Origin of the sequence: Arthrobacter sp. 7Tela_A1, from assembly GCF_049311065.1 — a bacterium.
GTDB lineage: Bacteria > Actinomycetota > Actinomycetes > Actinomycetales > Micrococcaceae > Arthrobacter_B.
Genome location: NZ_JAXIOO010000036.1, coordinates 1 through 21816 on the forward strand (window position 1 = coordinate 1; position 21816 = coordinate 21816).

The 21816-nt window shown below is 66.5% G+C and carries 17 protein-coding genes; 7 read left to right on the forward strand and 10 right to left on the reverse strand.

Annotated features, from left to right (window positions below; all coding sequences use genetic code 11):
- Positions 1-54: 54 nt before the first annotated feature.
- Positions 55-1953: an FAD-binding monooxygenase gene (locus tag TVB01_RS13420; RefSeq protein ID WP_422456446.1), complete on the reverse strand. Its 1899-nt coding sequence runs from the start codon at positions 1951-1953 to the stop codon at positions 55-57.
- Positions 1954-2288: 335 nt separating this feature from the next.
- Between TVB01_RS13420 and TVB01_RS13425 the strand changes: the two genes are divergently transcribed.
- Positions 2289-3833: a M20/M25/M40 family metallo-hydrolase gene (locus TVB01_RS13425; RefSeq protein WP_422456407.1), complete on the forward strand. Its 1545-nt coding sequence runs from the start codon at positions 2289-2291 to the stop codon at positions 3831-3833.
- A 74-nt stretch (positions 3834-3907) separates the two neighbouring features.
- Here TVB01_RS13425 and TVB01_RS13430 read toward each other — a convergent pair whose 3' ends face one another.
- The 3 genes from TVB01_RS13430 to TVB01_RS13440 all read right to left on the reverse strand — a co-directional run bounded on the left by TVB01_RS13430 (position 3908) and on the right by TVB01_RS13440 (position 7005).
- Positions 3908-5737, reverse strand: coding sequence for a bifunctional metallophosphatase/5'-nucleotidase (locus tag TVB01_RS13430; protein ID WP_422456408.1), 1830 nt, complete (start codon positions 5735-5737; stop codon positions 3908-3910).
- A 121-nt stretch (positions 5738-5858) separates the two neighbouring features.
- On the reverse strand, positions 5859-6356 hold the full coding sequence (locus TVB01_RS13435) for a hypothetical protein (protein WP_422456410.1): 498 nt from the start codon (positions 6354-6356) through the stop codon (positions 5859-5861).
- A 130-nt stretch (positions 6357-6486) separates the two neighbouring features.
- Entirely contained in the window at positions 6487-7005 is a 519-nt protein-coding gene (locus TVB01_RS13440) for a hypothetical protein (RefSeq protein WP_422456412.1), read from the reverse strand.
- Positions 7006-7174: 169 nt separating this feature from the next.
- Here TVB01_RS13440 and TVB01_RS13445 point away from each other — a divergent pair, with 169 nt between their 5' ends.
- From TVB01_RS13445 to TVB01_RS13455, 3 genes are all read left to right on the forward strand, one after another.
- Complete coding sequence (locus TVB01_RS13445) at positions 7175-8263, forward strand: agmatine deiminase family protein (protein WP_422456414.1); 1089 nt, start codon at positions 7175-7177, stop codon at positions 8261-8263.
- A complete protein-coding gene (locus tag TVB01_RS13450) occupies positions 8263-9984 on the forward strand; it encodes an amidase (protein WP_422456416.1) in 1722 nt (573 codons plus the stop codon). Before TVB01_RS13445 ends, TVB01_RS13450 begins: the two co-directional genes overlap by 1 nt.
- A gap of 534 nt (positions 9985-10518) precedes the next feature.
- A complete protein-coding gene (locus tag TVB01_RS13455; RefSeq protein WP_422456417.1) occupies positions 10519-11373 on the forward strand; it encodes a hypothetical protein in 855 nt (284 codons plus the stop codon).
- 533 nt (positions 11374-11906) lie between these two features.
- Here the strand turns inward: TVB01_RS13455 and TVB01_RS13460 are convergent.
- The 6 genes from TVB01_RS13460 to TVB01_RS13485 all read right to left on the reverse strand — a co-directional run bounded on the left by TVB01_RS13460 (position 11907) and on the right by TVB01_RS13485 (position 18225).
- Positions 11907-12500 (reverse strand): TetR/AcrR family transcriptional regulator, encoded by a 594-nt coding sequence (locus TVB01_RS13460; RefSeq protein WP_422456419.1) that lies wholly within the window; start codon positions 12498-12500, stop codon positions 11907-11909.
- Positions 12501-12513: 13 nt separating this feature from the next.
- Complete coding sequence (locus TVB01_RS13465; RefSeq protein WP_422456421.1) at positions 12514-13155, reverse strand: DUF2867 domain-containing protein; 642 nt, start codon at positions 13153-13155, stop codon at positions 12514-12516.
- Positions 13156-13301: 146 nt separating this feature from the next.
- Positions 13302-14273 carry a D-2-hydroxyacid dehydrogenase gene (locus TVB01_RS13470; RefSeq protein ID WP_422456423.1) on the reverse strand — a complete coding sequence of 324 codons (972 nt, stop codon included), beginning with the start codon at positions 14271-14273 and terminating at the stop codon, positions 13302-13304.
- 112 nt (positions 14274-14385) lie between these two features.
- A complete protein-coding gene (locus tag TVB01_RS13475) occupies positions 14386-15573 on the reverse strand; it encodes an ROK family protein (protein WP_422456425.1) in 1188 nt (395 codons plus the stop codon).
- 67 nt (positions 15574-15640) lie between these two features.
- Positions 15641-16696 carry an ABC transporter permease gene (locus TVB01_RS13480; protein WP_422456427.1) on the reverse strand — a complete coding sequence of 352 codons (1056 nt, stop codon included), beginning with the start codon at positions 16694-16696 and terminating at the stop codon, positions 15641-15643.
- On the reverse strand, positions 16693-18225 hold the full coding sequence (locus TVB01_RS13485) for a sugar ABC transporter ATP-binding protein (RefSeq protein ID WP_422456429.1): 1533 nt from the start codon (positions 18223-18225) through the stop codon (positions 16693-16695). The genes TVB01_RS13480 and TVB01_RS13485 overlap by 4 nt, the downstream gene beginning before the upstream one ends.
- Positions 18226-18387: 162 nt before the next feature.
- On the opposite strand from TVB01_RS13485, the gene TVB01_RS13490 reads away from it, so the two are divergent.
- The 3 genes from TVB01_RS13490 (at position 18388) to TVB01_RS13500 (ending at position 21745) form a co-directional block, all read left to right on the forward strand.
- The gene (locus TVB01_RS13490) at positions 18388-19434 is read left to right on the forward strand and encodes a substrate-binding domain-containing protein (RefSeq protein ID WP_422456431.1); all 1047 of its coding nucleotides are present in this window, start codon (positions 18388-18390) and stop codon (positions 19432-19434) included.
- 96 nt (positions 19435-19530) lie between these two features.
- Positions 19531-20721 (forward strand): Gfo/Idh/MocA family protein, encoded by a 1191-nt coding sequence (locus TVB01_RS13495; protein ID WP_422456433.1) that lies wholly within the window; start codon positions 19531-19533, stop codon positions 20719-20721.
- A 22-nt stretch (positions 20722-20743) separates the two neighbouring features.
- Positions 20744-21745 (forward strand): sugar phosphate isomerase/epimerase family protein, encoded by a 1002-nt coding sequence (locus TVB01_RS13500; RefSeq protein ID WP_422456435.1) that lies wholly within the window; start codon positions 20744-20746, stop codon positions 21743-21745.
- The last annotated feature ends 71 nt before the right edge of the window (positions 21746-21816 follow it).

The following is a 21816-nucleotide window of genomic DNA, read 5'->3' on the forward strand; positions in this document are numbered from 1 at the left end:
CCGCAGCCCGTGGGGGCCCCCTATCGGGCGGCCGTCGTCCTTTGCTGATGTGTACTAGTGCTGTGCCTGGTGTGCCGGCAGCAGCGGAGCGAAGAACTCGGCCAGCTCAGCCGTAGCGGTCAGCGGCAGCACGTTCGCGACGTACTGGTCCGGCCGGACCACAACGACGACGCCGCCGCGGTCCAGGCCGCGCTGCTCGAAGATGTCCGCTTCCGGGTCGGTGCCGTAGACCTTGGTGAGGTCATTCAGCTTGAACGGGCCGACCTGCGGCTTGAAGACCGCCGGAACCGCGCCCAGGTCAACGCCGGTGTGGTCCTGCTGGTAGATGACCTTGACGTCGAACCAGGCATCGCCGTCGCCGTCAGCGGGCTGCGCGGCCAGCGGGGATTCCGGTGCGTTCTGCAGCCACTGCGCGAGCTCGGTGGCCGGGGAGGGCATGCCGGCCGCGGCTGCGTCGGCGAAGACGTAGATCCGCCAGCGGCCGTCCGCCTTGGCCTGGTGCCCGAGCTGCACCGGGTTCGTGTCGCAGACGCGCAGCACCGGAGCTGACTTGAAGCGCTTGCCGATGGGAAAGCCCGTCGCCAGGTCCTGGTGCCTGGCCTCGCCGACCAGCATGGACGGCGTGTATTCGGTCATGAACCCGGCCGGGAACTCGGCGGTGCGGACGTAGAAGTCCTCGAGGTCCGAGGGGTTCTCGAATTCCTCGGGCTTCTTGGCCATCAGCGTGGACCATTCCTTGTCGAAGTCGATCAGGTTCTTCGCAACAACCTGGCGTTCGGCGGAGTAGGTGGCGAGCAGGGACTCCGGAGCGCGGCCGTCCAGCACGTGGCCAAGCTTCCAGGCAATGTTGAACCCGTCCTGCATGGACACGTTCATGCCCTGGCCGGCCTTGGCGCTGTGGGTGTGGCAGGCATCGCCGGTGATGAAGACGCGCGGGGTGCGCTTGCCGACCTGCTCGGGCAGGACGTCGTCGAACCGGTCGGTGAGCCGGTGCCCCACCTCGTAGACGCTGTGCCAGGCCACGTTGCGCACGTCGAGCGTGTAGGGGTGCAGGATCGCGTTGGCCTTATCGATGATTTCTTCGATGGAGGTGTTCCGAACTGCGCCGTTGTCGTCCTCGGCAACTTCACCCAGGTCCACGTACATGCGGAACAGGTGCCCGCCTTCGCGCGGAATGTGCAGGATGCTGCCGCCGTTGGAGGACTGGATCGCGCACTTGGTGCGGATGTCCGGGAAGTCAGTGACGGCCAGGACGTCCATGACACCCCAGGCGTGGTTGGCGGCGTCACCGGCCAGGGTGCTGCCAATCGACTGGCGGACCTTGCTCCGGGCGCCGTCGCAGCCCACCACGTACTTGGCCTTGACGGTGCGCTCGGCGCCTTCGTCCGGGCCGGCAGTCCGGCGCAGGGTGACGGTGACCGGGTACTCCGCGGCGTCGTCGACCTCCAGGTCCACGAACTCGTAGCCGTAGTCCGGCTTCATCCGGGTGGGTGAATTCGCCATGACACGGGCGAAATAGTCCAGCACGCGGGCCTGGTTCACGATCAGGTGCGGGAACTCGCTGATCCCGGTTGGATCGTCCAGGGCGCGTCCGGAGCGGACGATGTTCTGCGGATTCTCGGGATCCGGGCGCCAGAAGCACATCTCGGTGATCCGGTAGGCCTCGGCAATGATCTCTTCCGCGAAGCCAAAGGCCTGGAAGGTTTCCACGCTGCGGGCCTGGATGCCGTCGGCCTGGCCGATCACCAGCCGGCTGTCACGGCGTTCGATGATCCGGGTGGTGATGTCCGGGAACTGGGACAGCTGTGCGGCGGCGAGCATGCCGGCGGGACCGGAGCCGACAATGAGCACGTCCATCTCATCGGGGAGCTCTTCGGGCCGGTTGATTCCTACGCCGGCTGCCGGCTGTACGCGCGGATCGCCGGATACGTAGCCGTGGTGGTGGAACTGCACGGGTGTCCTCACTTCGTTGTGTCTTCTTACGGGTGTCCGACCAGGTTTTACTGCCGCCGTTCATGTTCGTTATTTGAACAGGCGATTCAATAGTCGAAACTGCTGGTGCAGACACTGTACTGGAGGCATGACGCAGGTCACAACACGTTCCGTCATTGTGACTGGCGGAGGGGCTGCGGGCGGGGCGGCTGGAGGGGCAGCCGGCGGAAAATCTGCTCTCAAAAGCGCAGGCCCGGGCGTCAAGCCTTGTACTTGCTTAGGCCCCCTGAAACCGTGGCTGAACCCGCCCTTCACTGGGGCGGAAAGAAATACTCGCACGGAGAGGCAGCAAAAGCATGAGCACAACCACACCCGATAACAGCCAGCCAGCCGCCCGGGTCAAGCGAAGGACCTTCCTGGGCGGGGTCGCCGGTGCCGGTGCTGCCGGCCTCGCCGGACTCAGCCTGCTCACGGCACCTTCTGCCGCCACTGCGCCCACAGCGCCGGCCATCCCCGGCACCGACACCGACCCGCTGGACCTGCTGAAGCGAATGCTTTCCTTCGATACCCAGAACTTCGGGTCCGGCGCCAACACGCGCACCCATGCCGAAATGCTGCAGGAGGTGTGGACCCGCGCCGGGGTGCCGGTGGAGATCATCGACACTCCGCAGCCGAACAACGTCCACCTGATCGCCCGCATCCCGGGAACCGGCCAAGCCGAACCCCTGTTGCTGCTGGGCCACTCCGATGTGGTTCCGGTTGAGCTGGAGAACTGGACGGCCGACCCGTTCGGCGGCGAAATCCGCAACGGGGAAATCTACGGGCGGGGCGCGCTGGACATGAAGGGTGCCAACGCCGCCTCGATTGCCGCCCTGCTGCGCCACCTCAGCGAAGGTGCCCGCTTCGACCGGGACATTATTGTGCTCACCGACTGCGACGAGGAAGCGGGGTCATTCGGCTCACGCTGGCTTGCCGCAAACTACTGGGACAAGCTGGACGCCGGATCGGTCCTCACCGAAGGCGGCTGGTTCCTCGCCCAGGACGACGGAACGACGCCGATGCTGATCAGCGCCACCCGGCAGGACAAGGTCTACTTCAACATCGACCTGACCGCGCGCGGCACCGCAACCCACTCTTCCAAGCCGCTGGAGGACGCCGCGATCGTGACCCTGGCCCGCGCCGTCGCCAGGCTGGGCGATTGGCAGGCTCCGGTTTACCTCACGGACGTCACCCGTGAATACTTCCGCGCACTCTCCAGGGCAACAAAGGACCACCGGTTCGCCCAGGCCCTGCGGAGGATGCTTGACGCGCGGAATCCGCACACTCTGGAGCGATGGGCGCAGCTGGTCATCGCGAAGTCTCCGTATCCGGCCCTGCACAGCGCACTGCTGCGCACGACCCATGCGTTCGTCATCGAGAACGCCGGATACAAGGAGAACGTCATTCCTTCCAGCGCACAGGCCCGCCTGAACTGCCGCGCCGTTCCCGGCGGGCAAAAGCCCCGTGAGTTCCTGGCCCAGGTCCGCAGGCAGCTGGCCCGCAGCGACGCCGAGGTCACTATTGCGGCACCGGAGGGCGTCAGCGAGGAGGAATACCTGGCCACGCTGGATGAAACCTGGGCCACACCGCCGGCAGATATTGACACCGACCTGTTCTCCGCGCTGACAGCCGCAGCGAAGGAGACCTACCCCGGTGCCCGCTTCACTCCCGCCCTCTTCGAGGCAGGCACCAGTCTTGCGCCCTGGCGCAGCCGCGGGATACCCGGTTACGGCGTCTACCCCTACGTCCTGAGCAAGGATCAGCTGATCGGCATGCACGGCAATGACGAACGCATTTTCACTGAAGCGCTGGTCCAGGGCACGGACTACATGTATTCGGTGTTCTCCCGCTTCCGGGTTTAACGGTTCGAATAATGGCTGCGCCCGGACCCTGTGGTTCGGGCGCAGCCATTATTGTGGAAACCACCCGGCTGCGGTTATCCGAACACCGGCACCCCGGCGCGGACCAGCCGCCAGTTCTCCTCCGCAAAGGCGGACGGATCGATACTCTGGTTCGCCACCACGTAATCGATGAGCAGCTGGCGGATTTCGGTCTGCTGGTTGAGCAGCACCGGAGCCGTAGCGATGTGCGGGAAGTTCCCGCCGCCGGACTGGCGGTAGTTGTTCGTGGCCACGGCGAAGTGCTGCTCCGGATCCAGCGGAGCGCCGTCGAACGTCAGATTGGTGATCCGCTCCCCCACCGGCTGCGAGATGTCGATGTCGTAGGAAATCCCGGAGAACATGTCGTAGTTGTAGTCCGGGGTTCCGTCGGCATTGGTCAGTGTCTCGGGATTCACCGGAGCACCCGGGGCCGTCTGGACGAAGTACTTGGCCGAATACTCCAGGTAGTCCTTGATCTGCGCACCGGTCATGTCCACTGCGTAGAGCGTGTTGGGAAAGACGTAGAGTCCGGCGATGTCGCGGATGGTCACCGGCCCTTCGGGGATGACGGCCGTGCGGCTGAACGGTGCAGCGATGGAGAGCACCGGAAGGCCCTCGTTCGCGGTGCCGGCCAGGGCCCGCTCGACGGCGTCGGCCTGGACTTCGTTGACGAAGTCGATCACCGCGGTGTCCCGGTACCGCGATTCCGCCGCCGGCATGGTTTCCGTGGCTGTGCCCACCGGGGTGTTCACGTAGTCGGTCACCCGCTGGTGCGCTTCCTTGACCAGCGCGGAGACCACCGGATCCGGCTCCACGGTGTTGGCGTTCAGCAGGGACGACGACGCCGACTCCACCTGCCACTTACCGCGCACCTTGGCCAGTTCGAAGTCCATGACGGACAGGCGCATGCCCCAGTTCAGCGGCTCGGTCAGCAGCACCTGCTCCCCCGTGGCCTTGTTGGCGACAAAGCGCTCCTCGATCTCCGTGTGCGCGTGGCCGACCAGGATCGCGTCGATTCCCGGAACTTCCTCGGCCACCTGGGTCGCCGCGTTCTCCAGCGGCAGCCCGTCGCCGTAGGACGAGGTGCCGGAGGTTCCGGAGTGTGCACTGACCACAACGACGTCGGCGCCCGCGGCCTTCATCCGCGGCACATACTTCGCTGCAGTCTCCACCAGGTCCGGGAAGCGCAGCTTGCCCTCCACATTGCCCTTGTCCCAGATGGCAATGCCCGGATTCGTCAGGCCCAGGATGCCGACCTTGATCGGCTTATTCCCCTTCGGTTTGACTGTCTTGATGACGTACGGGGTGAAGGCAGGTTTGCCGGTGTTCTCATCCACGGCGTTGGCTGCCAGGAGCGGGAAGTCCAGCTGGTCCTCAAACTGTGCGAGGAGGTCGGTGCCGTAGTTGAATTCATGGTTGCCCAGCGCAGCGGCGTCGTAATCCATGGCGTTCATGGCGGCCGCCATGGGATGGATTTCGCCGGTCTCGGTGATGGGCTCGACGTTGGCGAAGTAGTCCGTGAGCGACGTCCCCTGGATCGTGTCACCGGCATCGATCAGCAGGGTATTGGCTTCTCCCCGGTCTGCCCGGACCTGGTTGGCCAGTGCCGAGATTTTGGCGAGTCCCACATCGTTGCCGGCAGCGTCGTCGTACTCCGTGTCCTTGAAGTAGTCCCAGTTTTCGATGTAACCATGCAGGTCGGAGGTTCCCATGACGGTTACCGTGGCGGTTTGTTCCTTGCCGGGATGGCCGGGGTGGCCGGGTTTACCGCCGTGTCCATGGCCGGGAGCTGCTGCAGCGGAGGGCATAAGGATCAGGCTAGCTGCACAGGCGGTGGCCAGGACGACGGCGGCGCGGGTGCGGCGCCGGAATGGATGAGTGCGCACGCGGGATCTCCTCGGCAGGACGGCAACAGTTACTTAGGCAGCCTTCCCCTTGACGGCCCGCTTTGGGAATCCATGGCGGCGATTTCGGCCTGTTGACCGCCCAGTTTGACCGGCAATGCTGCTAATCGGAGGAAGTGGGAGTACTGGTTCCGGTGGTCGGAGGAGCCGGCGCGGACGTTGTACCGCCGGTGGCTGGCGGGCTCGATGACGTCGCCCCGGTTCCGGTTGTCGGAGACACTGACCGCGTGATCGTGGTTTCCGGCTGGGGTGACGGCGTGATGGTGGCGTCGTCGATGCTGTCAAACAGCGCCGCCCACAGGAATGAAACAAACAGGCACAGCAGGAAGGCGATGGCGGAGACAATCAGCGCCGCGATAGAGAGTCCCTTGGCCGAACTCCGTTCCCGGACGGCGACCGCGAGCGCGGCGATGGCCAGGCCAAGACCGACCACGGCCAGCACCAGGCCCAGGAAGTTAACCAGCGGAACCCAGAACAGGAACAAGGCAATGATGCCGAGGATCAGGCCGGCGAGCGCCATGCCCCTTCCCTGGTTCGACTGCGGCGGACCGCCGTACCCCCGGTTGTAGTTATACATCGGGTCATTTGGCTGGGTTCCCATGATGGCCTCGCAGGTTTGGACACCGCCGGCGTGCGGTGTCAATGAGTTCCGGCTTCCTCCACGGTAAGAGTGGCCCCGGCGGGCTGCAAGGACACCGGGGCTGTGGAGCCTTCGCTCCGAAGCATCAGCTTCAGCGGCCCTGAAGGTGCTCGGCCGGAATATCCGGGACGGGATCACCGGAACGGGGTGTGTCCCTGCGACGTGGATCCCCCGGTTCCAGCAGGCTGTCGAGCTGTTTCAGGGTGTCCTCACGCAGCGCTGCGGATGCCCTGTGCGGGGCTGCGGCCTCCAAAGCCCGTACTCCCTCCGCCCGCGGAAGGGAGGATCCTCCCCCGGCTGCCAGCTCCCGGCGGATTGACTGGGCAAGCAGCCGGAACAGCTCGCGGTCCTCCGCTGTCGCCAGCGAAGAGGTCTTCAGCTCGTTCAGCAGTGCCAGCCCGGCCAGGGACCGCCGCGGATCATCGCTGAGCGATGCTTCCAGGCCCCACTGTGCACGGACCCACCACTGTGCCCGGCGGTCCGCCTCAAGCTTCTGCCGGTAACCGAAGTAGGCAACCACCGCCGTCGTCAGGATGCCCAGCGGACCCAGCACCGGGATCCAGGTGATCACCCATTGTGCTGCCTGCTCCCAGAAGTCTCCCCAGTCCATGCCCGGAGCCTAGCCGGACCTGGTGCCCGAGCGGGAGGGGCAGCGCTTTGGCTGCGCAGGTCAGGGGCCGATTGACCGGGGACTCAGTGTTACTGACCGTTACCGGCGGCAGGAGCGCCTTTGGCAGCGCGGCCGATACCCTGTCCTGACCGATCCGAAGGACTTCGACATGCACCCCGTCAGCACCTCGACCACAACCGCCATGCCCGCCGAGTGGGCTCCGCACGAGCGCACCTGGATGGCGTTCCCGCCGTCGAATGACACGTTCGGGGATCCCGGAAGCGGGACGTTGGCCCGGGCCCGCCGCGCCTGGTCCGCCGTCGCGCGCACCATCTCCCGCTACGAACCCGTCACTGTCCTGGCCGATCCCGCTGATGTGGCCCAGGCTCGGGAGCTTCTGGACGCAGGCATCACGGTGCTCCCGGTTCCCCTGGACGACGCGTGGCTGCGCGACTCCGGCCCCACCTTCGTCCACGCCGCGGACGGTTCCGTTGCCGCGGTGGACTGGATCTTCAACGGCTGGGGCGCACAGGAGTGGGCGGCATGGGAGAAGGACCAGCACCTGGGCCGGTTCACCGCCGGCCGCGCCGGAGTCCCGGTGCATGCCAGCACCCTGGTCAACGAGGGCGGCGGCTTCCATACCGACGGCGAGGGCACCGTGCTGCTCACCGAAACCGTCCAGCTCGATCCCGGCCGGAATCCGGGCGCCACCCGTGAATCCGTCGAAGCTGAAATCCACGCCCGGCTGGGAACGTCCAAGGCCATCTGGCTGCCACGCGGCCTGACCCGGGACTATGACGAATTCGGCACCCGCGGGCACGTGGACATCGTCGCCTGCTTCGCCTCCCCCGGCACCGTGCTGCTGCACCGCCAGGACGATTCCCGCCACCCCGACCATGAGGTGATGCAGGAGATCCGTGCGGTCCTGGCGGCCGCGACGGACGCCCGCGGCCGCACGCTGGAGATCATCGACGTACCTGCTCCCACCGTGATCGACGCCGGGGACGGCTTCGTGGACTACTCCTACATCAACCATTACGTGGCCAACAATGTGGTGGTGCTCTGCGCTTTTGACGATGTGAACGACGCCGCTGCCGCCGAGATCCTCAGCCGCGCCTATCCGGGGCGGACCATCGAACTGGTCGATGCGCGGGACATTTTCGAGTTCGGCGGCGGTATCCACTGCATCACCCAGCAGCAACCGGCTCCACGGGGCGGATTCACTAACACAGGCATCACCGGGGAGGCAGGCGCCTGATGTTCGACGTCGTCGAAGCCGGCATTGCCGAGCTGCGCGCTGCGCTGCAGGCCGGGACCGTCACCAGCGAAGAGTTGACCCGCGCCTACCTGGCACGCATCAAGGCCTACGATCAATCCGGCCCGCGGCTGAACGCTGTCAGCGTCCTGAACCCGGAATCCCTCGCCGACGCCCGCGCCTCGGATGCCCGCCGCGCCCGCGGCGAAACCCGCGGCCCGCTGGACGGGATTCCGTACACGGCGAAGGACAGCTTCAAAGCACGGGGACTGACGGTGGCGGCGGGCTCTCCGGCGTTCGCGGACCTGGTCGCGCAGCAGGATGCCTTCACGATCGGGCGGCTCCGGGAGGCCGGAGCGGTGCTGATCGGTTTGACGAATATGCCCCCCATGGCCAACGGCGGCATGCAGCGCGGCCTCTACGGCCGGGCTGAAAGCCCGTACAACGCGGGTTTCCTCACCTCTGCCTTCGCGTCCGGTTCCTCCAACGGATCGGGCACGGCCACGGCAGCGAGTTTCGCGGCCTTCGGCCTGGGTGAGGAAACCTGGTCCTCGGGCCGCGCACCGGCGTCGTGCAATGCCTTATGCGCCTACACCCCGTCCCGCGGGGTGATCTCTGTGCGCGGGAACTGGCCGCTGGTGCCGACCATGGACGTGGTGGTTCCGCACACCCGCAGCATGGCGGACCTGCTCGAAGTCCTGGACCTGATCGTGGCGGACGACGGCGAGACCCGGGGAGATTTCTGGCGCGCCCAGCCCTGGGTGAAGGTTCCGGCGGCCTCCGCGGTACGGCCGCCGTCGTACCCCGATCTGGCGCCGGCCCCGGGCGCGGAGGCCGGAGCCTTGGCCGAAGCCTTGGCCGGACGCCGCTTTGGCGTGCCCAAGATGTACGTCAATGCCGACCCGGACGCCGGCACCGCGGACTCCCCCGGGATCGGCGGGCCCACCGGGCAGCGCATCGAGACCCGGGAATCCGTGCTGGCCCAGTGGGAAGCGGCGCGGAAGGACCTGGAAGCTGCCGGCGCCGAGGTCGTGGAGGTGGATTTCCCGGCTGTCACCAATTACGAGGGCGACAGACCCGGCGCACCGACCATCGCCACCCGGGGACTCGTGAGCCCGGAGTTCCTGCACCGCGAAATCGTGGACCTTTCCGCGTGGGCGTGGGACGACTTCCTGGCAGCCAACGGGGATCCGCACCTCAACCGGCTGGCCGACGTCGACGGCGCCGCGATCTTCCCGCACCCCGAAGGCGCCCTGCCGGACCGGTACACCGGGTTCGACGACGACATCGCCGAATATCCCGCCCACGTGCGGGCCAACCCTGTGGCGTCCTTCACCGACATTCCGCACCTCGCCGACGGTGTGCGGGGACTTGAGGAAACCCGAAGGATCGATCTGGAGGACTGGATGGATGCCCTCGGCCTGGATGCTGTGGTGTTCCCGGCGATGGCCGACGTCGGTCCCGCCGATGCGGATACGAATCCGGAGTCTGCGGAGCGTGCCTGGGCCAACGGCGTCTGGGTCGCGAACGGCAATCTGGTCCCCCGGCACCTGGGCATCCCGACCGTCACCGTGCCGATGGGCACCATGGCGGATACCGGAATGCCGGTGGGACTGACCTTCGCAGGCCGCGGCTGGGATGACACCGCGCTGCTCCGGCTGGCTGCCGCCTTTGAGGCCACGGGCGACCGCCGGACCGAACCGCCGCGGACTCCCCGGCTGTAGGGAGCCGGGTCCTGTCGGGCCGGCCAGGGGCTGGTCGCGAGCTGGGACTACTGGGATTACCGGGACTACCGGGACTACCGGGACTACCGGGACTACCGGGACTGCTGGGACTGCTGGCACATCCAAGTTGCGGCCCGCGCGCCAAGGTTCCCAACAAGTGGGGCAGTTGTTAGCTGCTGTGGTCACACCGTTAACACGCGTAACGATGCGTGGGAATGCTGGGCCGCACCCCCACAGACGTTTCTATGTCTGTCGGCGGAATGGGGTGCTGGTGTGGACCAGTGCAGAGGCTTTCGTGGCCGCCAGCTTCGCTTCTCCCCCGTTGTTTTGGCTGCCGGGGGAGCTTGCGGAGCTGTGGCCGACGAGACCGCGGCGGAGGTGAACTCCAACCTCACGATGCAGGTCTTGAAGGCCTGACTAAACGAAGGATCACGCGGGGTACGTCGTACACCACCTCCGTGGGCACTTGACCGCTATCGGATCCACCGGCAGAGTCCTCTGCATGTTCATCAATGGGCTCCTAGGGGGTGCTCCGTGACAACCGACCTTCGCCAGGTGGCCGCACCACCGTGGGAAGAGGACCTGCTGGTCACCGCCCGGCCCAAGGGAGTCGTTGACGTGTGGTCACTGATGCGCGGTGCGCGCTGTGCCACGTTCGAAACGATTTGGGACTCCGGTGCCCGGCGAGGGGCGCTGGTGCCCGGTGAGCACCCCGTGGTGGTGGCTGGCGCATGGGAGCGCCACGGCGTATGCGGGTACGACCTGACGGGACAGCAGCTGTGGCAGGACCGCAGCCGCACGAACATAGAAGCCGTGACTGCCCTCACTGGAGGTCGTGTAGTCATCGCTCACCTCCGTCGGGCCACCCGCGTGCTGGAGGCAGCGACCGGGGAGGAGGTGCGTACCCTGCGTGGGGCGTTGAGAGTGATCGCACTGTGCCCGGATCTCTCGCTTGCAGTAGGTGGCGGCTGGTGCCGTCTGCTGGATCGTTCGCTGGATCCGCTGGGGTCCCGAATCTCGACCGGACTGAATGTGGTTTGGAGCGCGGCCAGCGACGGGGAGCACCTGGCGATCAACGAGATAGGCGGCCCCTTACGTATTCTCGACTCCGACGGGCAAGAACGAGCGAACATAGCTGAACACTTCCGTCACATCCTCCACGACCCGGTGACGAACACCTGGGTCGCGGTCCACGAGCCCTCCGATGGGAAGAACTCCCTGTTCCGGTTCAGCAACGACGGGGAGCTTCTGGAACGACGTCCCTGGGACCTCCGCGTCGGCGGTACGGCGACGATGCGCGGAGGCAGAACGTTGATCCTGATCACGGATGAAGGCGGGCAGGTCGTGAACTGCGCGGACTGGAGCGTGCAAGGGCTTGAAGCGACGTGAGCCTGGGCGCCGAGTAGCTCGTGGCATTACCACGGGCTGACGGCTGCTCCTGCCATCACCATCGGCCAGCTCACCACCAGCACATCGCTCGTTTCTCGACACGATCGAGCATTCTTGCCTGACCTGGGCCAGCATTTCGGGCGGGCCGCCGACAACGGTGTGGCGCCGGCATCCGAGTCACACGTCAGACGGAACGACCGGCATCAAATCTGCCAGCTAGTCCCAGACCAGCCGCTGTAAGACTCACAGTATTTTGGGCGCGGAACTTCGGCAGGCGGGGTATATCTGCTGCTGCAATAACGTTGTTTAGAGCGCCAGAACGAATCTCTTGCTGCGCTAACGTCGCTTTGCAGACAGCTTTCCGACGTTAGTGCAGCAAGAGATGGAGCCGGCAGCCTCCAAGGATCGTTATTGCAGCAAAAGAAGCGAGGGCAGATCGATCCTGCGCCACGCCCGCACCCTGAACATCTGCCCCCGGCCCGGAAAGCGTTCAACTGCCACCCGTCCGCAGTCACCGGGAACCCCTGCCCGCACTACGTGCCGTCGAAGCCGGGCAGATCCGCGAAGACCAGTTCCATGAACGCGCGGTGCGCTTCCGTCACTCCCGCCCGGTTTCCGGTGAGCAGCAGGTCGAACAGCAGGCCGTTGACGACGGCGAGGGCCAGGCGGGCCTGCGTCCTTGCCTCCCCGGGCTCCCGTCCGGAACGGACGAGCATCCCCTCGAGGGCGTCCAACCAGGGCGGAACCAGGGTGTCCCGCAGTCCCCGCGCATGGGGTTCTCCCTGCATGGCGTGGGCTGCCAGTTCAAAGAGCAGCGGTCCGTAGGTGAGTGTCTCTTCCACGATCCGGTTCCAGAAGTCCTGGACTGCCTGCCGCGGCAAGGCGGCAGGCCCGGTGGCGTCCAGCAGCTGCTCGAACGCGCCGCGCTGACGGCGTTCGACGGCGGCCACCACCTCGGTCAGGAGTCCTTCACGGGACCCAAAGTGGTAGTTGAGCATCCGGTGGCTGGTGCCAATGCCGGAGGCAAGGCTGCGCAGGCTCTGGTTTTGCACGCCGTTCTCGGCACAGTAGCCAAGTGCCGCCTCCACCAGCTGCTCCCGCCTGGATCCGGTCTGGCTGTCGTTCATGCACTGCCGGCACTCATGCGGTTCCGCCGCTGCCCTGTGCGCTGAGGTCCTGCCACTCCCGGCCGATTCCGCGCAGCAGGGGCGGATAGACCAGCAGGTGCCGGAAGGGCTTGATCCCCGCCATGTAGGCTCGGCCGAACAGCCCGTTGGGCTTTACCAGTACGGCCAGTTGTCCGTGGTAAACACCGTCAGCGTCACCCTCGGCCTGCTGGCCGCCGTCGGCACCGCGCTGATCCGGCACCCAGCGCAGGTGCAGTACGCCGTGCATCGTGCTGTTGGCCATTTCCGCGGCGGACTCGTTGTCCAGCTGGAAGACAGGAGTAAACGGGAGTGTGCTGAAGGCGGGGCCTGGTGCTGCCCGGCGAAGGTCGGCCGGCAGGCGGTTGCGCAGTGAGTCCACCCTCCCGCCGATACCGGAATCAGCATCGTCCCAGCCGAGCAGTGCACCGAGCTTCCACCGGATGGCGAAAAGCAGGCGGGCGATGCGGGACGGGTTGTCCGCCGTGGTCCCGCCGGCAAACAGCTGCACCAGCCGGGGAAAGTCATCCCGGCCGCCCGGAGTGGGCAGGTCCCAGACTCCGTAATTTTGGAAATCGGAAGTGATGTCATCGATCCGCCAGCGGCGGACGGTACTTGGGGAATGCGGAACGCCCATAACGGCGCCTCCTTGGGGGAAGTCCTGCCTTGCGACGCACTCACCGCGCATCGATGTGCCAGATGGTACGCCGATGACAGAGGGGACATAACCCGAAACCGCGGCGAGAAAACCGGCCGGAAACCGCAGCCGGGAATCTCGGCCGATCAGCCGCCCGACACCACGAATCCCAGCCGCTTATCCACCACGTTCGCCAACGGGCGGCCTTCACGATACGCCACCAGGTTCGCCTCGAACTGGGCGGCCAGGGCAGGCAGGTGTGTCCTGGAATCACCGGCCAGATGCGGGGTGATGAGCACGTTGTCCAGGCCCCACAGCGGATCGGATTCGGGCAGTGGTTCGGGGTGCGTCACGTCGAGGACGGCTCCGGCAATCCCGTGATCCGACAAAGCCGCCACGAGGGCGTCCTGGTCCACGAGTTCGCCGCGGCCCATGTTGACCACCACCGCACCGGGGCGCATGGCCGCGAGGACTTCCCGGTTCAGCATGCCCCGGGTACCGGACGTCAGCGGCGCGGCGAGGATGACGTAGTCGTACCTGCCTGCAACGGAGGCAAAGTCTGCACTGTCGTGGATCGCGAAGAAGTCGGGGTCGCCGTTCCGGGCGGTGCGGCCCAGCCCGTCGGCCTCAATGCCGACGGCGCGCAACAGCCGGGCGGTGGCGCGCCCAATGCTGCCGGTCCCGGCGACCAGCGCGCGAGTGCCGGCGAGGTTGGACGTGCCGAAGTGCTTCCACTGGCGCTCCCGCTGGTTCAGCGTGGCGCGGGGAAAGTTCTTGGCAAAGTAGAGAATCCCGGCCAGGGCGTACTCGGCCATCGCTGCGTCGAAGATGCCGCGGGCGTTGGTGACGGTCACGTTCGACGCCGCGAGCTCCGGAAAGAGCAGCCGGTCCACGCCGGCAGCGGGGAGATGCACCCATTTCAGCGCGTCGACCCCCGCCCATCCCTGGCGCAGGCCATCGGCGAAGTAGTCCCAGAGGTACACGATTTCCGAGCCCGGCAGCGCAGCGGCCAGCTCCGCCGCATCCGTGGCCAGGCGCACGTCAGCGAGCGCTTCCAGCCGCTCCAATCCGGTCACGGGACGGGAGCCGGCAAGGATGGTCAGTACGGGTTTGGGCATTCGCTCAGGTTAGGCGATCCTGCACGGAATGGGCGTATCCGTGACGCCCCGCTGTGCCGGGTCGCCGGTGCGGGCCGGCCCGGCCCGCCACAAGGCTGGACCGGGCAGGAGGCTAGACCCGCGCGGCCAGCATCTCGTCGATGCTCTCCGGCGAGAGGGCATGATGGAGGGCCAGCATTGCCGCACCGAGCATCCCCGCATCCATTCCCGAGACCGACTGCACGATCTGCAGGTGCTGCGTCGCCAGCGGCATGGTCCGGGAGTAAACAACCTCGCGGACACCGGCGATGAAGTGTTCCCCGGTCAACGCCATGGACCCGCCGATGACGATCACGGATGGATTCATCATGCTCAGGCAGGCGGAGAGCACCTCGCCGACGTCGCGTCCGGCCTGCCGCACGGCCCGGACGGCTTCCTGCTCACCCTGGGCGACCAAGGCCACAACGTCCCGACCGTTCGCGGCAGACAACCCGCTTTCCTGCAATTTACGGGCCACGGCCGGGCCCGAGGCCAAGGCCTCCAGGCAGCCGTAGTTGCCGCACCGGCAGAGCAGCTCGGCGCCGCCCGGAACGCGGATATGGCCAATGTCCCCGGCCACACCGTCTGCTCCGCGCAGCAGGGTTCCGTTGCAGATGATGCCGGCACCGATCCCCGTCGCGGCTTTGACAAAAATCAGGTCCTCGACGTCAGGCCACGCTGCCTGGCGCTCCCCCATGGACATGACGTTCACGTCATTGTCCACCAGCACCGGGACGCCGAACCTGTCCTGCAGGTAGCCCGGCACGTCGAAACCGTGCCAACCGGGCATGATGGGCGGGTTGATGGGCTGGCCGGTGCTGTGTTCCACCGGTCCGGGGAGCCCGACGCCGACAGCCAGCAGATCGGTGCGCTCCCGTCCCAGCTGCTCCAGCAGGCCGCTGCCCAGTTCGGCGACGGTGTCCAGGACCCTCTCGGGCCCGGCGCTCACCAGCAGGTCGCGGCTGGAGTCGGCAAGGCAGGTCCCGGAAAGATCCGTGAGGCCAACGCGCAGGTGGGACGCGCCGACGTCGGCTCCCAGGACTACTTTCGTGTCTGCCTGCATGGCGATCCGGGACGAAGGCCGGCCGCCCGTGGAAGCGGCGTCTTCAACGGGAGCCACCAGCCCGAGTTCCATCAGGGAATCGATCCGCAGCGCGATCGTGGAGCGGGCCACGCCCACCAGCTCGGCCAGCTCGCTCCGGGTCCGGGGCCTGCCGTCGCGCAGCAGCTGGAACAATTCGCTGACGCCGGTTGCCGGGGCGTTCTTCCTTATATCGACCACTGGGCAATTGAAGCACAGGGATCGGCGTTAGTCCGTCGACGTGGGGCGATACTCATGAGCGGGGCACTCATATCGCACCCTTTCGCCGGTTCCCGGGGACGGCGAAGCGCTGCTGGATCAGCACGGCCAGCACGATGATCGCGCCCTTCGTCACGTTCTGCACCGACGTATCCAGGTTGTTCTGCGTGAATACGTTCGTGAGGGTGGCGAAGAGCAGGACGCCGAGGACGGTTCCCATGATGGTGCCGCGTCCACCCACCAGCAGCGTGCCGCCCACCACGACGGCGGCGATCGCGTCCAGCTCATAGAGCAGCCCGTGGGTGGATGTCCCTGCCGTGGTGCGTCCCATCATCATGACTCCGGCAATTCCGGCGGTGGTCCCGGAGAGGATGTAGAGCCAGACGATGTGCCGCTTGACCTTGATGCCTGCGAGCCGCGCCGCCTCCAGGTTCCCGCCGATGGCCACGGTGCGGCGCCCGAAGGTTGTTTTGTTGAGCAGGAACCAGCCGGCAGCGGCAACCAGCGCGAAGATCCACACGAGGAGGGGAATACCGAGCACATTGGACCGCAGCACGGAGGTGAAGTCCCGGTTGGTGACAATCAGCGTGTTGCGTCCGGAGACCAGCTCGGCCACGCCGCGGGCTGCCACCAGCATCGCCAGGGTGGCGATGAAGGCCACCACCCTGCCGTAGGCGATGATGACACCGTTGATCAGTCCGGCAGCGGCGCCCACGCCCAGGGCAACCGCCAGCATGAGCAGCCAGGAGCTGTTCGTGGCCGCCGCCTGGACAGCGGCCAGGCTGGCCATCACCGAGGCGAGTCCCATCACCGATCCGACGGAGAGGTCGATCCCTCCGGCGGTGATCACGAAGGTCATGCCGATGCTGATGACCCCGAGGATCGATCCGTAACGCAGGATGGTAAGCAGGTTGTCGACGCTGAGGAACTGTGAGCCGCTGGTGGCGGCGCCGACCGCCACGAGGAGCCCCAGGGCGATGACCAACCCCAGGCTGCGCGCGCCGGAACCGCTGAGTATCCGGCGCAGCCCGTGCGGCTGTGATGCTGCGCTCGCCCCCTCAGCGCCGGGCACCGGTTCCAGCGTGGTTGTGTTCTTCTCGCTCACTGCGGGGTTCCTTTCAGGACGAGGTCGAGCACACCGTGCTCATCGATGTCTTTCGCGTCGCTCTCGGCGAGCATCCGGCCGGCGTCGAGCACCAGGATCCGGTCGGCCAGTCCAATGACTTCCTCGATTTCACTCGACACCACCACAATCGCCACTCCCTCGGCGGCCAGCCTGCGGATCAGCGCATAGATCTCCGCCTTGGCCCCGACGTCGACCCCGCGCGTAGGTTCATCAAGCAGCAGTATCCGGGTGCCGTGGATCAGCCAGCGGGCCAGCAGGACTTTCTGCTGATTTCCCCCGGAGAGGGTCCGGGCCGGGCGGTCAGGGTCCGACGGCGTCAGCTGCAGTGCCGCTGCCTGTTCCCTGGCTGCGCGTTTCTCGCTGCGTTCATCCAGCAGCCCGTGCCGGGCAAAGCGGGCGAAGGAGGACAGGGTCGCGTTTTTGTAGATCGGCTCCTCAAGGATCAGCCCCTGGCTTTTGCGTTCCTCGGGTGAGAGGCCGATGCCGGCGCCGACAGCCGAGGCCACGGACCCCGGCCTGAGTTTCCTGCCGTCCACGGACACGCTGCCGGCGGTGGCCCTGCGTGCGCCGTAGACCGTCTCGAGGATTTCCGATCGTCCTGAGCCAACCAGTCCTGCGAGTCCGAGGATTTCCCCGGGCCGGACGGAGAAGCTGATGTCGCGGAAGGAGCCGGCAAGGCCCAGTCCTTCGACCTGCAGCACGGCGGGGGTTCCGGCGGGCACTGCTGCCCGCTCCGGGAAAACGTTGGTGGTTTCCCGGCCGGTCATCAGCCGCACCAGTTCGCCGCGGGAAACCGATTTCACCGGCAGGGAGGAAGCGGTGCTCCGGCCGTCCTTGATGACCGTCATGCGGTTGCCGATCTGGTCGATCTCCTCCAGCCGGTGGGAGATATAGACCACCGCGATCCCCTGCTGCGTGAGCTGGCGGATGACCCGGAAGAGGTTGGCTACTTCCCCGGAATCCAGGATGGCACTGGGCTCATCCATGATGATGAGCCTGGCATCGCGGGAGAGGGCACGGGCCATGCTGACGATCTGCTTGCCGGCCGCGGACAAGGTTCCCACTTCCCTCCCCGGCGAGAGGTTTTCGTGCCCCAGACGTGCCAGCAGCTCGCGGGTCCGCGCCTTCGCGTCCCGAACCCGCAGGACGCCGGCCCGGGCGTCCTCGTGTCCGAGGAAGATGTTTTCGGTGACATTCAGCCCGTCCACCACGTCCAGTTCCTGGTACATGGTGGCGATTCCCAGGGTCAGGGCATCGGTGGGAGTTGCCAGCTGCACGGGTTCGCCGTTCCAGAGGATCTCTCCGGAATCCGGCTGGTGGACACCGGAGAGCGCCTTAATCAAGGTGGACTTTCCCGCGCCGTTCTGGCCGAGCACACAGTGCACTTCACCGGGCAGCACCTCCAGGTTGACGCCCTGCAGCGCCCGGACCCCGGCGAAACTCTTGCTCAGGTTCCGGACGGAAAGCAGCGTTTTTTCCGGTGCTGGGGCAGCGCTGGCCGTCGACATGGAACGGAGCTTACACACTTATGTCGATGGCCAGTAGTATCTTGCAGTTTTTTCGACAGACTTCTGTTAGTGTGACCGCCATCACGACGAGGTGCGGGGTGCGCAACGGTGCCTGCTTGCCTCTTGGAGAAGTGCAAGACCCCATCAACGGAGGAGAAATCCATGCACGCATTACGCATGACGGGCCGGAGGCAGCTCGTAACCACCGCGGCGTTCATCGCCGTCGGCGGGCTCGTCCTCACCGGATGTTCGAGCGGTGAAGAAACCAGCAGCGACCCGACCAACAACTCGGTCGAAGGCAACCAGGCGGAGGGTGACAGCGTCGTCATCGGGTTCTCGGGTCCGGCAGCGGACCACGGCTGGCTGGGCGCCATCAACTCGGCCGCGCTGGCCGAAGCGGAGAAGTACCCCGACGTGGAACTGCGCGTAGCCGAAGGCACCAATGACGCCAACCTGCAGATCAGCCAGGTAGAGCAGTTCATCAACGAGGGCGTGGACGCCATCGTCCTGCTGCCCACCGACGGTGCCGCGCTCACCGGCGTCGCCATCCAGGCCATGGAGGCCGGGATCCCCGTGATCAATGTGGACCGCGAGTTCTCCAGTCCCTTCGCAGCGCGCACCACCGTCCTGGGGGACAACTACGGCATGGGTGTCAGTGCGGGTACCTATATCTGCGAGCAGGTCGGGGACCAGCCCGACGCCGTCGTTGCCGAAATCGCCGGCATCGACTCCCTGCCGCTGACCCAGGACCGCAGCGCCGGGTTCAAGGATGCCCTCGAAGGCTGCGGACTGGAGGTCAGCAACCGGGTCGCTGCCGACTTCACCGTCCAGGGCGGTGAAGCTGCCACATCGCAGCTCCTCGCTGCCGCACCGGAGATTGACGCCCTGTGGAACCACGACGATGACCAGGGCATCGGCGTCCTGGCCGCCATCGACGCCGCCGGACGGGATGAGTTCATCATGGTGGGCGGCGCCGGATCAGCCAACGCCATGCGTGAGATCCAGGCCGGTGACAGTGTCCTGAAGGCCACCATCATCTACCCCTCGACCCAGGCCGCTGACGGCATCCGGCTCGCCCGGCTGCTGGTGCAGGACAAGGCCATGAGCGATCTGGTGGAAATCGAGGTTCCGAACCGTGTCGTGCTCTACGCACCCGTCGTCACGAGCGAGAACGTGGACAAGTACCTGCCCACCGCGTTCGAGTCCTAGCTCCGCCTGTTTCGAGTGCGGCCCGGCCGTCCCGGGCCGCACTGCCGGAGGCTCAACGAACACTGCCTGCCGCGAAACGTGCGGAAGAAGGAGGAAATGATGGACGCCGAAAAGCCACTGCGGGTGGCGCTGATTGGCCATGGCTTCATGGGGGCCGCCCATTCCCAGGCCTGGCGGGTGGCACCGCGGTTCTTCGACCTGGCGCTGCAGCCCCGGATGGCCCTGCTGGTGGGCCGGGACGCGGACCGCACCTCGGCCGCCGCGCGGAAATGGGGCTGGGAGGAGACCTCCACCGACTGGGAGGAAGCAGTCCGGCGGGAGGACATCGACGTCGTCGACATCGTCACCCCCGGTGCCTCCCACGCGGAGATCGCCCTTGCCGCCCTGGCGGCCGGCAAACATGTGCTGTGCGAAAAACCGCTGGCCAACACGGTGGAGGAAGCGCAGGCAATGGCCGACGCCGCTGCCCGGGCGGTCAGCGGCGGAGCCCGGGCGATGGTCGGCTTCACCTACCGGCGGCTGCCCGCGTCAGTGCATGCCCGCAACCTTGTTGCCGAAGGCGCCATCGGTGATGTGCGCCAGGTCCGTGCCGCCTACCTCCAGGACTGGCTGGTGGATGCAGATGCTCCGCTGTCCTGGCGCCTGGAACAGGACCAGGCCGGATCCGGTGTGCTCGGCGACCTGGGCGCCCACATCATCGACTTGGCCCAGTACGTCACCGGAGCACGGCTGGGCGAGGTCGCCGGAACGCTGGAAACCGTCGTGGAGAGCCGTCCGCTTCCCGCCTCTTCCGGAGCCGACGGCGGCCTGGGCGGCCAGCGCGGCACCGGCGGTGAACGCGGTGCCGTGACAGTGGACGACGTCGCACTGTTTACGGGCCGCTTTGGGAACGGTGTGCTGGGCACCTTTGAAGCCAGCCGCATGGCCACCGGCCGGAAGAACGCCCTGCGGCTGGAGGTGTACGGCAGCCGAGGCGCCCTCGCCTTCGACCTGGAAGAGCTGAACTTCCTGGACTTTTACGATTACACGGCACCCGCTGACCGGCAGGGCTTCACCCGGATCATGGTCACTGAGCCCGTTCACCCGTATGTGGACGCCTGGTGGCCGGCCGGCCATTCCCTGGGCTACGAGCACGGCTTCGTGCACCAGGTGCGGGATTTCGTGGACGCGATCGCCTCCGGAAGCCAGCCCTCGCCGTCGTTCGCCGACGGACTCCAGGTCCAGCAGGTGCTGGACGCCGTCACCCGCAGTTCCGGCAAGTCCAGCGCCTGGACACCGGTGCAGTAAACCCCTCGACTAAGGAGTATCCATGTCCCGCCCAGTCACCCTGTTTACCGGCCAGTGGGCCGACCTGTCGTTCGAGGAAGTTGCCCGCCTGGCCTCCGAGTGGGGCTACGACGGACTGGAAATCGCCTGCTGGGGCGATCACCTGGACCCTTGGCGGTGGGATGAGGACGGGTATGTCCAGAGCCGTAAGGACATCCTGGAAAAGTACAACCTCAGCGTCTACGCCATCTCCAACCACCTGAAGGGCCAGGCGGTCTGCGACGACCCCATTGACCAGCGCCACCGGGACATCCTGTCCGACCAGGTCTGGGGAGACGGCGATCCGGAGGGCGTCCGGCAGCGGGCCGCCGAGGAAATGAAGCACACGGCCCGGCTGGCTGCCGCACTGGACGTGAAGACAGTCATCGGGTTTACCGGCTCGTCAATCTGGAAGTACGTGGCGATGTTCCCGCCGGTCTCCGCGGAAGCTGTCGACGCCGGCTACCAGGACTTCGCGGACCGCTGGAATCCCATCCTGGACGTCTTCGACGAGGTGGGGGTGCGGTTCGCCCACGAGGTCCATCCAAGCGAGATCGCCTATGACTACTGGACCACGCAACGTGCACTGGAGGCCATCGGGAACCGCCCCGCCTTCGGGCTGAACTGGGATCCCAGCCACTTCGTCTGGCAGGACCTGGATCCGGTCAGCTTCCTGTGGGACTTCCAGGACCGGATCTACCACGTTGACTGCAAGGACACCAAGAAGCGGATGACCAACGGCCGCAACGGACGGCTGGGGTCGCACCTGCCCTGGGCTGATCCGCGGCGCGGCTGGGACTTTGTCTCCACCGGCCACGGCGATGTGCCGTGGGAGGACGCGTTCCGGATGCTCAACACCATCGGTTACGACGGACCGATCTCCGTGGAATGGGAGGACGCAGGCATGGACCGCCTGGTCGGTGCACCCGAGGCCCTGGCCTTTGTCCGTTCCCTGGCCATGGATCCGCCCGCGGCCGCTTTCGACGCCGCGTTCTCCTCGCGCTGACTCGAGGGTGGCGGCCGCCCGGAGTGGACGGGCGTCGCCCATCCACGGAAAGGCCCGGGCACCAATGGCAT